At 68.3% G+C, this 14,981-nt stretch carries 13 protein-coding genes; 2 read left to right on the top strand and 11 right to left on the bottom strand.

All coding sequences use genetic code 11. The features are described 5' to 3' along the window. From H958_RS0105605 to H958_RS45925, 10 genes are all read right to left on the bottom strand, one after another. Entirely contained in the window at positions 1 to 1,257 is a 1,257-nt protein-coding gene (locus H958_RS0105605; protein ID WP_028057943.1) for a type IV secretory system conjugative DNA transfer family protein, read from the bottom strand. A 410-nt stretch (positions 1,258 to 1,667) separates the two neighbouring features. After that, complete coding sequence (locus H958_RS35235; RefSeq protein WP_051323858.1) at positions 1,668 to 2,939, bottom strand: hypothetical protein; 1,272 nt, start codon at positions 2,937 to 2,939, stop codon at positions 1,668 to 1,670. Beyond that, positions 2,936 to 4,456: an SCO6880 family protein gene (locus tag H958_RS0105595; protein WP_322090761.1), complete on the bottom strand. Its 1,521-nt coding sequence runs from the start codon at positions 4,454 to 4,456 to the stop codon at positions 2,936 to 2,938. Before H958_RS0105595 ends, H958_RS35235 begins: the two co-directional genes overlap by 4 nt. Then, positions 4,456 to 5,592, bottom strand: coding sequence for a hypothetical protein (locus H958_RS0105590; protein WP_156027717.1), 1,137 nt, complete (start codon positions 5,590 to 5,592; stop codon positions 4,456 to 4,458). Before H958_RS0105590 ends, H958_RS0105595 begins: the two co-directional genes overlap by 1 nt. Before the next feature lie 136 nt (positions 5,593 to 5,728). Next, positions 5,729 to 6,163 (bottom strand): hypothetical protein, encoded by a 435-nt coding sequence (locus H958_RS0105585; protein WP_028057940.1) that lies wholly within the window; start codon positions 6,161 to 6,163, stop codon positions 5,729 to 5,731. Between the two features lie 185 nt (positions 6,164 to 6,348). Further along, complete coding sequence (locus tag H958_RS0105580; protein ID WP_028057939.1) at positions 6,349 to 6,543, bottom strand: hypothetical protein; 195 nt, start codon at positions 6,541 to 6,543, stop codon at positions 6,349 to 6,351. Positions 6,544 to 6,614: 71 nt separating this feature from the next. Further along, positions 6,615 to 6,914 carry a DUF6112 family protein gene (locus tag H958_RS0105575; RefSeq protein WP_051323857.1) on the bottom strand — a complete coding sequence of 100 codons (300 nt, stop codon included), beginning with the start codon at positions 6,912 to 6,914 and terminating at the stop codon, positions 6,615 to 6,617. 23 nt (positions 6,915 to 6,937) lie between these two features. After that, entirely contained in the window at positions 6,938 to 7,813 is an 876-nt protein-coding gene (locus H958_RS42820; RefSeq protein ID WP_051323856.1) for a lytic transglycosylase domain-containing protein, read from the bottom strand. Positions 7,814 to 8,686: 873 nt separating this feature from the next. Further along, positions 8,687 to 9,499 carry an abortive infection family protein gene (locus tag H958_RS35225; RefSeq protein ID WP_081685632.1) on the bottom strand — a complete coding sequence of 271 codons (813 nt, stop codon included), beginning with the start codon at positions 9,497 to 9,499 and terminating at the stop codon, positions 8,687 to 8,689. A 17-nt stretch (positions 9,500 to 9,516) separates the two neighbouring features. Continuing rightward, positions 9,517 to 10,908, bottom strand: coding sequence for a hypothetical protein (locus tag H958_RS45925; RefSeq protein WP_156027716.1), 1,392 nt, complete (start codon positions 10,906 to 10,908; stop codon positions 9,517 to 9,519). Positions 10,909 to 11,341: 433 nt separating this feature from the next. Here H958_RS45925 and H958_RS0105545 point away from each other — a divergent pair, with 433 nt between their 5' ends. Further along, positions 11,342 to 12,385 carry a hypothetical protein gene (locus H958_RS0105545; RefSeq protein WP_028057935.1) on the top strand — a complete coding sequence of 348 codons (1,044 nt, stop codon included), beginning with the start codon at positions 11,342 to 11,344 and terminating at the stop codon, positions 12,383 to 12,385. 101 nt (positions 12,386 to 12,486) lie between these two features. Then, positions 12,487 to 13,443, top strand: a complete 957-nt coding sequence (locus H958_RS0105540) for a hypothetical protein (RefSeq protein ID WP_028057934.1) — start codon at positions 12,487 to 12,489, stop codon at positions 13,441 to 13,443. A gap of 235 nt (positions 13,444 to 13,678) precedes the next feature. On the opposite strand, the gene H958_RS45920 is transcribed toward H958_RS0105540, so the two are convergent. Beyond that, complete coding sequence (locus tag H958_RS45920) at positions 13,679 to 14,947, bottom strand: hypothetical protein (protein WP_156027715.1); 1,269 nt, start codon at positions 14,945 to 14,947, stop codon at positions 13,679 to 13,681. Between the last annotated feature and the right edge of the window lie 34 nt (positions 14,948 to 14,981).

Raw genomic sequence — 14,981 nt, 5'->3', positions numbered from 1 at the left:
TCACGACGGCCGAGCCGCTCGCGACAGCGACCGCTCGCGGAACCACGGCCGGAACTTGATCCAGGCGGGCGGAAGGCTCCCGTAGAGGAGCAGCGCGGAGCCGGGCGCGGCCTCGCGCACGATATTCGCCGGCGCGAGCGGGCGGAAGCTCGACGACACCGTCGTGGAGCGCCGTCCGGGCTCGCCGATCGTCGAGGACTCGTGGCGGATCTCGGTGTCACCGAGCACGCGGTTGACGTACTGCAGCGTGCGCTCGTCAGCGGTGCCCGTCGCGATGACTCGCGCGCGGTGGTTGTTGACGATCGTGTCGGCGCGATCCCGGCCCCAACGATCGTGTGCCTGAGCCAAGTCCTGGAGCACGGTGAGGAGCTGGACGCCGTGGCCGGCCCCGGTGGCGGCGATCACGTCGATGTCGGGAAGCGGCGCGACGTTGGCGGCCTCGTCCAGCACTACGAGTAGCGGTGGGTCGAGCGGCCGACCTGTCGCCGCGGAACGGCGGTAGGCCTCCTCCACAATCGACTCGATCAGCGCGACGAACACGGGTCGCAGGCGGCGCTGCTCGCGCACCGTGGCGCTGAGGTAGAGCGTGTGGCGGCCGCCGCTGAGCAGCTCGTCGGCGCGGATGCCGGCGGTCCGTGACCGAGCGAGGACGTCAGGGTCTGCGTACGCCTCGAGTACGGTCTCGGCGGTGGTGTAGATCGATGACCGCTGGCGCTCATCGCGGCCGGTCGATGCTTCGAAGGCGTTGATGGCGTCGCGCTCGTGAGTGCCCGCGAGAGCGTTCCGGACGCCGAACTCCTCCTGCGTGTCGACCCAGGTCACGACGTCAGCCATCGTGCGCTTTGAACGGGCAGCGGCGAACAGGAGCGGAGCGAGGAGCTTGGCCGCCGCGGCGTACCAGAAGTCGCCGTCGGCCAGGCCGCGTTTGCTCGCGGAGGCCCCCTCGGCGAGCCAGGCCGCCGTGCGGCGCGCGCCGGCCCAGGTGTGGCAGCTGACGAGCGGAGTCCAGCTGGCGCTCTCCAGGCCGGTGCTGCCCGCAGGATCGAAGAGCTGGACGTTGCCGCGGTCGGCCCGGGCGTCGATCGTGTCGCGCAGCAGGTCCGTCTTGACGCTGGTCGCGAGCACTGGTCCGTCCCACTCGAGAATCGCCGGCACGGCGAGTCCTGTCGTCTTGCCGGTTTGCGTCGGACCGATCACGAGCGTCGAGTGCAGCGGCTCGCAGCAGACGAGCCGCCGGCCGCGACGTCCGAGCGTCACCCGTCGTGGTGCGGGTCGACGAACGAGGAGGCGGCGGAGCTGTCGCGTCGTCGCCCAGCGCGCGCCCTGCGATGTGTCGGGACCACGTAAAGCTCGGGCGAGCCCGAGTCGCCACGCAAACGCGAGAACACCGCCGAACACAACCGCCGCGGACGCGTAGATCGCCACGGCGCCAGGAAGCTGCTCTCGAGCTCTCAACGGCCAGGCGTCCCGCGGGGAATCGAGGTGGTCAGGCATCCGTGCGAGTGCCTGCAGGGCGTCGACGAGTTGCAAGTGCGGCCAGCGGCCGGTGAACACGAGAGCGGCGACGCAGGCAACCAGCCACGTCAGCGCAGCGGCGAGTGCCGCTCCGACGGCAATCACCCCGACGGCGAGCTCGACCGGGTGGAGCCCGTCGTCACGCGGGACGTTCACGCCGACCTCGCGTCGTGGTCGAGCATCCGCCCGTCCGTATCGATGATCGTCGCCTCGACGTCCGAGAACCGGTGCTGGACCAAGAACGCGCGAGGGCCGACCTTCCAGAGAGCGACGCCGTCCGCCAGTTCAGGAAGGAGCTCGGCCTCGACGGAGCTGAGTCCGAGGAGCTCGCGCGTGAGCGCGACGTTGTCTGGTGCCTGGCGGTAGATCACTCGCGTCTGGGCGTCGTGGAGGAGACCTTCGGCCAGCTCTCGCTCCCGGCTCCCGGCGGCGCCCGCGGCCGAGAGATCCGAGAGGCGGTGCATCACGACGACGTTCTGGACGCCGTCGCGGCGGGAGAGCTTGAAGGACGCCTGCAGCCACTCACCGACGCCGAGGACGGCGAGGGCGCGCCAGGCCTCGTCGAAGACGTTGATCATCTTTCGCGGAGGACGCTCCTCCGCGTCGGCTTCAGCGTGCAACCGCGCGATCATGCCTCGCTGCCAAGCTGACGCGCAGGTCATCACGAGGCCCAGCACGGCTGAGTCGTAGAACGCGGAGAGGTCGATCACGACTGCGCGCCCGTCAAGCCGGAGGCCGGGCGTGGTCGGGCCGTCGAACATGCCGCGCAGGTCCTCGCAAAGGCGTTGCACGCCCAGGGCAACGTTCCGCGAGCGCTGGGTGAGGCCCCGTACGGTCGTGTGGAGGCCCTTCGCCATGGCGTCCGTCGGCTCGAAGAGCAACTCGACGATCGCGGGCAGCGTGGGCTCGTCGAGCTCGTCCGCGTTCACCACGTGAAGTGCCTCGCGAAGCGTGCCCTCCTCCTCTGGGTCGAGTCGTCTTCGCAGGAGCCCGGCGGCCAACGCGCGAAGCAGGCTCAGCTGGCCGGCGGGGCCTGCCTCGCGCGCGACCGGGTTGAGTCGGACGTCGCCACCCGGTACGAGCTTGATCGGAGCCACGCCGAGCGCGTGAGCGAGGACGGTGTACTCGCCCTTGGGGTCAGCGATCCAGGGCACGCGCCCGAACAGCGCCTGCCGGTAGAGGTAGCTCTTAACCAGCGACGACTTGCCCGCACCGACTTCGCCGGCGATGAAGAGGTTCGGGTTGCTGACCAGGCGCCGCTCATAGAGGACGAAAGGGTCGTATGTGAACGCCGATCCGTGAACGTCGGTGCCGATGAACACGCCGCCCTCACCGAGCCCGTTCTCGGCGAAGAACGGATAGATCGCCTGCGCGTTGGCGGTCGTCGCCCGATGACCGGGCCGTTCCGCGAGCCTTGATCTCACAGCACACCGAAACCGCGGGTCGATGCCAACCCGCGCGCGACCGGAAGCGCGCCGTGGACGAATCCGGCGTCCTGCTCTCCCCAGAGCGGGAGCAGGTCGAGGCGAGCTTGCTCCGCGGCGTGCTCGACCTGCGCGGATGCGTCCTCGAGCTTGGCCTCGGACGAAGCCGACACGGTGACGAACCCGGCGAAGCGCACTTCCTCGTGGCCCGAGGCGAGCTCCTCCTCACGTCGGATCGCCGCCTCCTGCTTGCGACGCTGGACGGCTGACGTCCTGAACCCACGGCGGCTGCGGAGTTCTTCGTCCGCCTCGTCACTCGTGATCGCCGCTTCCGCGCCGCGCCGCGCGCGCTCTGGCCGGACCGGCTCGAAGACGACGGCGACGCTGTGAACGGCATGCGCGCCGAGCAGCAGAGGCGTCAGGAACAACGGGCCTACGGGGAGCCGCGGCCATTGAGCGATCCAGTACGTCCGATGGCATCCGCCCTCAGCGACGTAGCTTCGCCATCGGCGCTCCGCGGCGCTAGGTCCGACGTCCAAGGGCCCGGGCACGACATCGGCCGGATCGGCGGAGAGCCGCCGGCGCCGATAGGGGTCGTACGCGTTGCGAATCGCGGTGACGTATTGCTCCGAAGTCAGCACGCCGGCCACCTCGGCGTCCATCGGCTGGAACCGGGCCACGAAGCCACGCAGCTCGCGCAGCAAGATCGCCTGCGCCTGCTCGTCGCGATCCAGATGCTGGACTTGGGCGTCGTGGGCGGCGCGACTCCAGGCTCTGCGCTCATCGATCTGAAGCGCCAGCAGGATCTCGCGATCTTGCGTGACCTGTTGAGCGTCGTCGAGTAGCGAGCGGTAGGACCCGCTCGCCGGAGCGTCGTCGGGGATCGACGGATCGCGGGCCTCGAAGAAGTGGCGCCACAGCCCGTCGCCTTCGGCCGGCAGCGCGCGCTGCAGGATCTGCAGCCGGCGCACCGGGCTTCGCGTCCGCGCGAGTCCGGCGAGCAGCTGTCCCCAACGCGCGAGTCGCGCTTCGTGCTCGTCGGTCGGGAGCAGGCCGAAGGCGCGCACTCGGACCGCGACGACGGCTGTGAGCGTCGCGGCTCGACGGTCGCGAAGCATGCCGACGTCCTGATCGCCGACCGGCTGCGCGACAAGCTCGCAGCCATCGAGGCAACGGGGGAGCGACGCCGGGCGTCGCGGCCGCTCGCCGGCCAGACCGCTTGTAATGCCGGCGCTCACCGCCGGAGATCGATATGAGCGCCCACGCACGGAGGCTGCGATGACCGGAAGCCAGGCGATCAGCGGGCGGCGATGGATCGGCACGAACGCGAGGGCCGCTCCGGCGACGACGAGCCCGACGCCGGTCACGAAGCCCAGGCCGGACGGCGAGAGCCGGAACACCACCACCGCGGCGATGCACGTGGCGGCGAGGCATGCGACCTGCCCGGGTTGAAGCCCACCGGCGAAGCCACGTCGCTCCAGAGGGCCGAACCGATAGCTGCGCCCGTGTTCCGTCATCACTTGCGTGCACCTCGTTGCGGGGTCGGGCGCTCGCGCGGGAGCGTCGGGAGCGATGGTGACGCCGGTCCGCCGTCGCGGATTATCGACGTCGGTTGCGCTGGCTGCGGCTGGTTCGCGGAGGCGGCGTCAACGCGGGCTGCGCCGGCCCCGCCGAGGTTCTTCAGTAGCAGCAGTCGTGTGGCAGCGGTTGTACTTCCCGCGCCAGGCACCGCGCCCGCCGCGCCGGAGACGCTGCGTCGTGTGAGTGTCCGGCCTGCGGCGGCCTCCGCGAACGGGAGGATCTGCAGCAGCGCCCACGGAGTCAGCGCCGCGACGAGCAGCACCGAGCACCCGGCCAACAGCGCGCTAAGCCCGCCGCCCGACGAGGGCGCTTCGACGATCGCGGACGCGGCGAGGGCGAACGCCGCGGCGATCGTGAACTTCGAGAGGATGATCGCGACGAGCCACTCGGCAAGCCGGCGGCTCCAATGCGCAGTTCGTTCCCACACCGCCGCGACGAGCGTGAGTGGCAGGAACGCGACCGCGACATAGACCGCGGCCTCGCGCATGACGAGCTCGAGCCAGACCAGCAACGCCAGGAGCGAGACGACCAGCGAGCTGAGGAAGAGCACGAACGGCGCGAGCGCCGAACCGTTCGTCGCCGAGAGGATGTTCCCGAGCCCGTGGAACGCCGAGCTCACCTGCGTGTCCGTCCCGCTGAGGATCCACGTCGTCATCCAGTCGGTGACTGCGAGACCGATCTCGACGAGCGTCACCGCGGCGAACGTCAAGAGCAGAGCCGAGGGGAGCGCGATGAACGCGGCGCGCAATAGGCGGCCGAGGTCCTGCGCGACGATTGCTTGTCCTACGGCGAGCAGGAGGAAGATCGCTGCCAGCGCGGCCGCGAGCTGGACCATGCCCGCGTACCGCTGCGCGAACCATCTGCTGTCGAGCGCGGGGCGCGTGGAGCGCTCGATCTGCTTGCTGACTTCGGTGATGAGCCACGCGGCGCCGTCTGCCGCCCAGCTCACGACCCCTCCCATCACCGCATTTGACGCGGCGCCCGTGCCGGCCTTGATGACGTCGCCCGCGCCTTGGACGACCGCGCCGCCGATCGGACCACCTGGGCAGACGAGCAGCGGCGCGACACACATGAGGCGGCGCGGTTGTTCGGACTTCTGCGACGCGTGCTGCGGCGCGATGATCCCCGCGCGACGGTGAGGCGATGTGCCGGCGGTCGCGCTTGGCGGCGCCGTAAGGCAGACGGCGGCGAGCGCGAGGAAGAGCACGCTACGGCACATGACTCAGGCTCCTGAAGCTCGAGACCTCCAGCGCAAGCTCGTCGAGCGGCGTGGTCGGGTCGGGACCTGCGGTCCCCGAACCGCCGCTGACCTTCCAACCGGCCCGCGTCCACACGACGTCGATTACGACGGTCCGCCATTGAGCGCCGGCCTCGAAACCGCGACTCGCGGCGATCGCCACGGTCCAGACCGCAACGGCGGCCGCTCGAGGCGTGTACCGGACGACTCGATAACCGAGCGGCGCCGCGCGTAGGACGCGCGGCGCTTGTCGGAACGAGACAGCGAGCTCCGCCCCAGTGCTACCGAAGGCGTCGCTCACCTTGCGATCAAAGCCAGGGGCGGCGAGGCGGACCACCGCGGCGTCGAACCGCTTGCGGTCCAGGATGGCGGGGACGCTGAGCGCGTAGAGCGCCGTGATCGCCATGCGGACCGCGCCTTCTTCTGTGGGGCGAGACACGGTCGAGTGGGGCGGAGCCGCCGGCGCGGGGCCTCCAGCTCCGAGACGTGCTGTCGTGATTGCCGCGCCGACGAGCAGCGCGAGAGCGAGAGCCGCGATGACGACCGACCGACGCCGTCGCCGCGGTGTGGGCGCGGATCGCGCGACGACGGTCACTGCTCGTCTCCATGCAGCGCCTCAGCGAGCACGTGCAGCGGCAGATCCTGCTCGGTGACCCACGCGGACAGGATCTGGACGCCTGAGCACTCGTACACGATTCCCCAGCGCCCGTTGTGGTGGACCGCCCAGGTCGTTGCCTCGCCGGCCTCGCTAATGACAAAGCAGCCGTTGTCGTATACAGGCGCCAAGGGCCTAAGGCGCTCGGGAGCGAGCGGTTTCCAGGGCTGGGCCTCACGTCGACGGCGGGACGGGTCCACGCTCATTTGACCTTCCCTCCGGCTTCGACGAAGAAGTTCACGATCGCGCCCGCGGCGCCGATGACCAATGCGGCGGCCGCCGAGACCAACGCGCCCGAGCGACCGCGCGACGCCCAGTGGTGGTTGTTGCCGTGCGACGCAAGCGCCCAGACGCCCGCCCCGATCAGCACACCGGCGAGCGCCGCCAGCAGCATCCAGAACGCGAGCCCGTTGACGAGGCTCTGCAGGACGCTGCTGCCGGGCAGGCCCGACGGGTCCGGCGTGACGTGGACCTTGGTGTCGGCGATGAAGTTCAGGAACACAGACGGTCCTCCTCGAGCGGGGGTCATCGGGGTGAGTCGGGTGGGATGAGCACGCGGACCCAGCGCGCCCGCGTGAACGGCTCGGCTAGGGCGTGCTGCCAGGAGAGGTGAAGGTGTGGCGTCGACGTGTGCGCCGGGTCTCCGTGGCCGGGATAGCCGTTGTAGAGAACGACGCGGAATGGCCCACGACCCGGGCAGCCTGCTGCCGCGCACTCCGGCGACCATCCGAATGCGCGCGCAGCGGTCAGCGTGCGGCCCCAGTCGCCATCGACCGGCACGAGGTCGGTGGCGAGACCCAGAGGATGCTCGCCGTCGGTGGCGTGAGGCGCGCCGCCGTAACAGGCGCTCAGGCGAAGTCCGAACCTGCTCAGCAGCGCGAGCACGTCGGGGACGATCCGCGCATCGCACCGCTCGCCGTTGCTTCCCGGAACGGCGACGAGCCAGCCCTCGCCGGCGACGACGGGCATCGTGCTCGGTCCGCTCGAATCGCGGTACACGGCGGCCTGCTGGAGGACCTGGTCGACGTACCAGTCGGCGTGGTTGTAGGCGAAGATCGCACGCCGCCAATCGTTCGGCGCTCCTGACGCCACGAGGTAACGCGCGGCCGTGGCGACCGCGTCTGCCGGGTCGTAGATGTCCTCGCGACCGTCGTCGTTTCCATCCACGCGATACGCGCCCCAGGTGCCACCGCCGCTGCCGAACCCGTTGTGGATCTGCATCGGGCCCGCGCAGCACCCGTACGCGTTCTGGCCCGCGTGGACGCCCGGAGCCGTCGAGCGGCCGTGATCGCTCTCGATCTTGCCGATCGCTGCGAGGTACGACCATCCGTGTTCACCGAGCTCGTAGCGCACGGCGGCCGTCTTGTAGGCGTTCAGATAGTCCGCCGGAATGTCGGGCACTGTCGTTGGTCCCGAGTCGGTCGCTGAACTGGTGACGGCACCCAGGAGTCCCGCGCCGATGGAGGCAGCGGCGAGGAGAAGGAGGACCGCGGCAGGAAGCAGCAACCGCGGGGCGGACGGTCCGTGCGCGCGTGACATCAGAAGAACTCCGCCTGCATCCCGGGAGTCGGCGTGGCCACCGGACGCGGACGAGGCATCGGTGCGGGAGGCGCTGCCGGTGTCGCCGCCGCAGGCCCCGGGACGACTCGACGAAGCTGCGGTCGCTGGTTCTTGCGCGCGGGACCACGACGGGTGTGTCGGACTCGCCTGACTCGCGCGGGGCGTCGCGCACGGGCGCGCGTCACAGCAGGGCGTGGAGTCGCTCCGGGCTGTGCGGAGAGACGCGACTTCGCCGCGCGGTGCGGTGTCGGCAGTTCGCGGGAACCGCTCGGAAACGTCGCGAATGCGAACCACAGAACGGCGACCGCGATCAGCGCGGCGCTGACCGTTCGCCGCGGCCGGCGGTCAGAGGGCGAGTGCGCGACCGTTGGCTCGGGAAGGGCCGCGATTGCGACGAACAGCGCCCGGTCGCGAGGCTCGGCGAGTGAGGTTGTCTCTCCCATCGCCCGCCATAGCGAGGCGAATCGGAAAGATGACCCCTACGTCACCGCTGGGCAGATGGGAAGCCGCGCTCGCTGCGTCTCGTCGGCGTGCGCGGCGCTACTCGTCGCCATTGGCAACCCGCTCGAGAAGACCGGCGTGATCCACTCTTGGCCCTGCGCGAACAGGAGCAACGCGCGGGCCATCCGGCGAGGGTGCTGGCATCGTCGACAAGGGGCGCGCTCGCCGGCCTGAAACGGCGAGCTGGCAGCGCCGCTCGCCGACTGACGCCGGTCACCGAGACAAGAGAGCCTCGCTGATAAGCGCCATCGCCTGCGCGGCGAGTCTCGCCTCCTCGTCCGTAACGGTCGGTTTGAACGCTCGGCCGTGTCCCGTTCCTTGGTCGTTCCGCAGGCGATTTACGGCGCACCCTAGGAGGTAGAGCATTTGCTGGAGGCGCTCTCTCGCGTCCTTGCTTAGTTCGGCGTTGACGGCGTCGATCACAGACTTTGGTGGCGTGCTCAGGTTCTTCGCAGCGAACGCATGAAAGAGCGTGCCCGGAAAGTCATGTCCTCCATACGAGTGGCCTCTCTCGTGCAGCACATGGCGGGCCGTCGCTTCCAAAAGATCCTTGCCCGTGCCGGTGACGAGAGCAGCGTCGGTCGCGCCCTGCTGGATGCGACGCACGTAGTTCTTGAGCACGGCCTGCTGTTCAGTAGAGGGCACGTGCTCAAGAAGCCTCGGCCTCAATTCTCCGTCTTCATCGAGTTCGTAGTTGCTGACGCGATACGCGTCACGGAGGTTCTCAAACGCTGTCGCGCCGATGTAGGTCGTGCTCGCTGATCGGAACCCGCCGGAGGCACGAACTGCTGCGATGAGACGACTCGCCAGTTTGGCGCCCGCCGTCCGGTCGTTCTCAAGCGCGTAATGCATGACACTCCGAATCCGTTTGACCTTGCCATCTGATGGCCCGGGATCCGAGTTGGACAAGTTGACATCAGCGATCAGACGACCTAGCTGGTCGTGGCTGACTGGGCTGTGCTGACTCGCCAAGGGTTCGATCGCGTGGACGACCTCGGGCGTAAGTGCGGGGATGCGAGGCGCCATTAGGGGCACCTAACCGTCTACTGCGCCTCGGGATCGACCGGCGGGCGATGCCATGCGTACCTCATCATCGGCTCAGCATCGGACCCTTCGAGGCCCCGGAAGTGGCCGGAGCGCCACGTGAAGCCGTCCGGTAGGTCGATGTCGAACGCCTCCGCCGCCTTGATCGCATCAACGCCCGGGCGCCGCCCCGCCGGAAGCCGTACGCGGTGGGCCGATACCCAGTGCCGGCGGAGCTCGCGCGTCGACCCGTCGGGAATGAATCCGCCGGGGTTCTCGTGCGGAGGCACGTCAGGGTCGCTGCAGTAACGCGCTTCGGCTACCTGGAGCATGAGCGCCCAGGCGTCGATCAACTGAACGGCCTCGTCGCGGTGCGCGACGTGGATGGCCAACGGCGTAGCCGAGCTCTTCAGGTAGACGTGCCCCCACATTGTGCCGCCTGGCGTTCGGAGGTCGTACGGGAGCTCCAGGACTCCGGATCGCCTGCGCCGCCGCAGCGGCTCGAACGTGAGAACGTGCCCGTCCCGGCAGTCGATGACTGCCGCGAATTCGTCGACCCGGACACGCTCGTCGCGCAGCGACCCGGACGCCGCAACTGCGATCGCAGTTAGCTTCGGGCTTGCGTCGCCGGGCCAACGCTCCCAGCGCGCAGGCTCGGGATCAATCCGACGCTGAGGCGGGGGCACGCTCGGCGTGGCCACTCGCCGGGCGGCCGGCCTTGGAACTGGTCGCGGCGTCCGCGCGACTCGCTCCGCCGGAGGCGTCGGCGTCTGCGGCGCCAACGGTGGGGTCTGTGGGCGAGCAACTCCAGGAGGCAACAGGCTAAGCGCGGCATTCCAGTGCTTGCCACACGCCCAGTATTGGCCGTTGTGACGGCGGCCGTCAGCAGTGATGAAGCTCCCGGCTCTGACCTGGGCGACCGCAAGGCCACGGCGCCGGATCGAAAAGCCGTCTCCGTTCTCCGGTGATTCGACCACCGCGGCGGCGTCCCACGCGCGAGCGTGATTGCGCACCTGTCGCAGCAGGATATCGGGCAACATCGCCTCGACGAGACGAGCGAAGGCCGCGTCGTCGCGGGCCCAGTCGGCGCGCCCGCGGAGGCGAGCCAGCTTGAGCCGGGTGTCGGTGCCGACGGGTACGCCGTCCACGTACAGATCGTCGTCGCGGAACTCAACGTGGTACTCGGCACCTTCGAGCCGCTGCGTCAGTGCTCGTTCCACGTAGGCGTTTCGCGGCGCGTCGGCCCGCGGGCGCGACGTGCTGTGCCTAACTCGGTCGCGACGCGCGTCGTCCAACACAAGCGCGGGATCGAACGCCGCGATCTCGCGACGGAGTCCTGCGGAACGGCGGCGTCTGGTGCGGTCGCGGCCCGGCCGCTCATCGGGCTCGTCGTCGAAGCGAGATTTCGACACCACTACAGGTTCGCACCAACGTCGGACGGCACACGATCCCGCCCGCCGGCCGAATCCTCTTGAGGGAGACGGCTACGAAGCCTGATCAGGGCGAGACCGGGATCCGATTCGTTGCCTGCGGTTGCCTTCGGCATTGCTGCACATGTCGCGGGAGATTGGACGCGCTACTGCGCCCGGTCCGTCGAACAGGAACGCCTTCGATCGCACTATGTTCGACGGCCGGGGAGATAGCTAGCGAGCGACGCAGCGGACGGGCTCCGCGACCACCAGTTCGACGTCAGCGAGCGAGATAGGCGGATCAGCGCGATCGCTCCCAGCGATTGCTTCCGCTGCCGCTGGGAGTCCCGGGCGGCTTCAGCGTCTTCCGAGTGGCTTCGACGACGTCATTATTGGCTGCATGCCAGCGGATATATCGATCCGTACGCGTCGGCGATTGTGGTTCGCCTCGCTCGGAATCTGCGCCTTTCCCGATTGTGGGGAGATCCTGATGGAGGCAACAGGTGATGAGCAGGACTTCACCGACGTAGGACACGAATGCCACATCATTGCCCGAAACGATGATCCTCAGGTCGCCAGATCTGTCTCGTCGCTTACCGTGGAGGAACGCGAACAGTTCCGGGAGCTGATCGAGAATCGTCATGGATTCTCGAATCTCGTGTTGATGTGCCTCAGGCACTCGCGGATCATCGACGACCCAAAACAGGGGCATGGGGTCGCTCGGGTAGTTGAGATCAAGCGGGCTCACGAGGCAGCGATGAACGAGCGCCGCTCACCTCAGGACCGTCGAGACGCGGCTGCCGAGTTGGCCTATGCGGCTATCGTCGACGAGTGGGAAGACCGAATCGGCCTCGACGATTGGGAGCGGCGGGTTGGCCCGCTGGTGGCGGACGGCCACCCGCGCATGGATATCAAGCACTTCGACGACCTGCGTAGCGCTGGCCACTGGCTTTTCACACGAGTATGGCCGCGCACCAACCCAGACCTCGAGCGCGCGTTCGAAAACCTTCGAGTCGTTGTTCAGGACCTGCTTAACGTCCTGGACCGCTACCCACACGCGCACCTACGCGAGACCGGGCTCGTCGGGATCGCTCGTTTCTACAACGACCCGTCTTATTGGGGACAAGGTGAGCCGGATTTCGCGGCTCTCGACGAGATGTACGACTATTGGTCCGCGCTCGTCGAAGACCTTGCATACGAGTTGACTCGCGCCGTGAATCTCGTCTGCGATGTCGTCCGACGGACGCTCGACCCCTCATTCCGGATTCGCGACGGCGTGAACACGTTGACCTCGGGTCCTTTCATGGAGGATTTGTCGTTCCGAACACATCGTCCCCACTACGCGCCCGACGCCGGTCCGGCACCCTACGAAGGGCTCGCGAAGTTCCTCGAAGCGCGCTCGACCCGCGACATGCACCGAGGCGAAGGGTCGCCACCGCCGGGCTTGAGTCTGCCCGGAACACCTCGATTCGGTCATTAGCTGCGCCGCTGGTCCGCGCGGGACTCGAACCTCACGGCCCGTCGCGTGTTCCCGGACGCTCCGGTCCGAGCGCGCGCCGGGCGTGCCACGATGCTTCACCTATGTCCCTTTCGGGAGAATGGTTGCGGCGCGCGGGCGAGGTCTTCGGCGGCGTGCTCGCCGCGATGGCCACTTACTTCGACCGGCTCGCTGAGACAGCGAAGGTGTTCCGCCGCCTGATCCCGTTGGGGGCCGGCGGTTGGGCAATCTCCACGTACGGGATCATGCTCGCCCCCGAGCAGCACAAGGCAGCCGCCGAGGCGCTCCCGGACCGCGTCGGCGCGGCGGCGATCCTCGAGGACGCCTGGAGCGATGCCGCGATGCGAAAGGCGATCTGCTCTGTCGTGCCATGGCTCTACGCGCCGGATCAGCGCGACATCGGCTGGCGCCGCAAGGAACTGCTGGAGCGCGCTAGCGACCGCTTCTCCGAGGGGTCCTATGAGGAAGCGGTGCTGCTCGTTTACTCCCAGCTCGACGGGCTCTATCAGGACCGTGCCGCCGCGGGGGAGGTGGCGTTCAAGCGGCTATTCAGCCGGCGACCGGTGCGGGAAAGCAATGACGGTGCCGCGGTGCGGCAGTTCGTCGACATAGTCACCCAGTCCAAGACGATGGTGGCGACCGAGGAAGCGTTCTTCCTCGTCGTGCGCGAGTTGATGACCGAGCCAGTCGACGCGACCACCCTCGACGATCTCCCCAGCAGGCACGGGGTGCTCCATGGGCGCGTGCTCGGCTACGGCACGCGCCGACGGGCTGCTCAGGCGTTCGCGTTCCTCGCGGCCAGCCTTGAGGTCCTAGTCGCATCGTTCGACCCGTTGCCGCTTTCGCACTACGAGGCGCACGAGATGTCCGACTCCCAGACGCCTCCCGGGCTGCAGCTGATTCTCGCCGCGATGGCCTACTTGCCGGTCAGGACCGTGTATCTGCAGAGCCAGCGCACCGGGCACGACGTGCTGCTGGCAGTCGAGCCGTCGGAGTCTGGGCTGGCGCTCGGCGAGCCGCATGACGCCCCGGATCGCTGAAGGCAGTGATCGCCGCGACCCGCGGACCCCTGTGCTCGGCGTCCTGCTCGCCCGAGCGGTCGAGATCGGCTCTACTCGGTGTGCGAGAAGCGTCCCAACGTACGGCCTCGAGCGGCCGCGTCGCGACGTTCGCGTGCCTCGGCCGCACACTTCCTACCGACGATGCCGTCCTCGGTGACGCCCGCGAGCGCCGAGACGTGTCGATCCCCCCAACGCCGAGCCGGCGGTAGAGCGGTCAGACTCGCTTTGAAGGTCGAGCTCGCAGCTCGGGCAATCCCCACGCCGAAATGGTGCGTTGGGCGGCCACGGTGACCGAGTGGTCAGCGTCGTACTGCGCGTGGACGATATTCCGAAGATCTGCCGACGTAGCGGCGTAGGAACCGATCCATCCTCCTCGCACGAGTTTTACGAAGAGACCATTGGTCAGGAATCGCGTCACGGTGTCTGTTCCGAGGACCGTGCCTTTTCGTGGCCCTTTTCCTTGATGCTTCGACTTCTCGATCACGTCGAGGTAGGCGAGCGGGAGGTACATTCCGCGCAACAGCTGCTCGGGCGATGTGTTCTGCTTCGGCGGATCGCAGAGCTTCAAGAAGCACGCCGACGGGTGCAGACGCCACGAGAGCGGATCACCGTTGAATGCTCCGATCGGGACCTTCAGCATGCGGTCGATCTCGTCCCTCAGCTGCGCGTCAGGTCGATACATCGGCTCCCCGCTCCCGCTTTCCTGGAGCATCTTGTACTGGACTAGTACGAAGGACTCCAACGGCTCGTTGTAGTAGATGAGGTCGGCACCGAGCGTCGCCTCGAGGGGCTTCTTGTTCACGTTGCAGACGACGAGCAGCTCGTTACCGCGCTGGAACTTCGCGACGCCGTTCGGATTCTCGATTCCCTCCATCCCCGGAACGCGACGGGCATCGAAGTCAACGACTGGGTCCTCATACGCTCGCCCGCCGGTCAGTGCCGTGACGAACGGCGAGTCACCACGCGCGGACGTTCGTCGCAGCAGGAGTCGATCTTCTCGGCGCGCGTCGAATATCTCAGCGGCCAGCGACGTTGCATCCTTCTCCAGTGCAAGCAAGCGACGTGGCGGCGAGTCCGGGACGGCACCCTCGAAGAGATCGCGAAGCGCGTCGGCGTCGGACGAAGCGAGTTCGAGGAGCACGCGCTTCACCTCGTCCCATGTGCCGGACGCGAGGTTTCCTTCAGATGCGATGGCTCGATCGAACGCCGAACGGAATCGGGCAGCAATCCCTTGGCGAAGATCGCGGATCGCAAGCGGCGGATCGAACTCGACGTGGCTCAGGTATCTCAGTCCGCGCTGCCCCGTGACTTGCATGCGCGCGTCGGCGAGCGTGCCGGCGTCGACTACATCGGTGTCGCGGACAACGAGCACGGCCTGCCTTAGGCCCCAGGTCCCATAGTCGCGCATCAGCGTGAAAGTCCCGCGAATCGCAAGCGCGTCGGCCAGCGGTCCGGAGTCAATGCCAAGAAATCCGCCCTTCACGCACGCATTGTCTCGGACAACTGGCATCGGGCGG

Origin of the sequence: Candidatus Solirubrobacter pratensis, assembly GCF_000425945.1 — a bacterium.
Lineage (GTDB): Bacteria > Actinomycetota > Thermoleophilia > Solirubrobacterales > Solirubrobacteraceae > Solirubrobacter > Solirubrobacter pratensis.
The sequence above is the reverse complement of the archived record's forward strand: the minus strand, read 5'-3'. Positions and strand labels throughout refer to the sequence as shown.

Coding starts and splice junctions, on each gene's coding strand:
- H958_RS0105585 (WP_028057940.1), bottom strand. CDS start 6,163: ATGGCGATCACGGCGCTCTACGCGCTCAGCGTCCCCGCCATCCTGGAC.
- H958_RS0105590 (WP_156027717.1), bottom strand. CDS start 5,592: ATGTGTGTCGCGCCGCTGCTCGTCTGCCCAGGTGGTCCGATCGGCGGC.
- H958_RS35225 (WP_081685632.1), bottom strand. CDS start 9,499: ATGGCGCCTCGCATCCCCGCACTTACGCCCGAGGTCGTCCACGCGATC.
- H958_RS0105595 (WP_322090761.1), bottom strand. CDS start 4,456: ATGACGGAACACGGGCGCAGCTATCGGTTCGGCCCTCTGGAGCGACGT.
- H958_RS0105540 (WP_028057934.1), top strand. CDS start 12,487: ATGTCCCTTTCGGGAGAATGGTTGCGGCGCGCGGGCGAGGTCTTCGGC.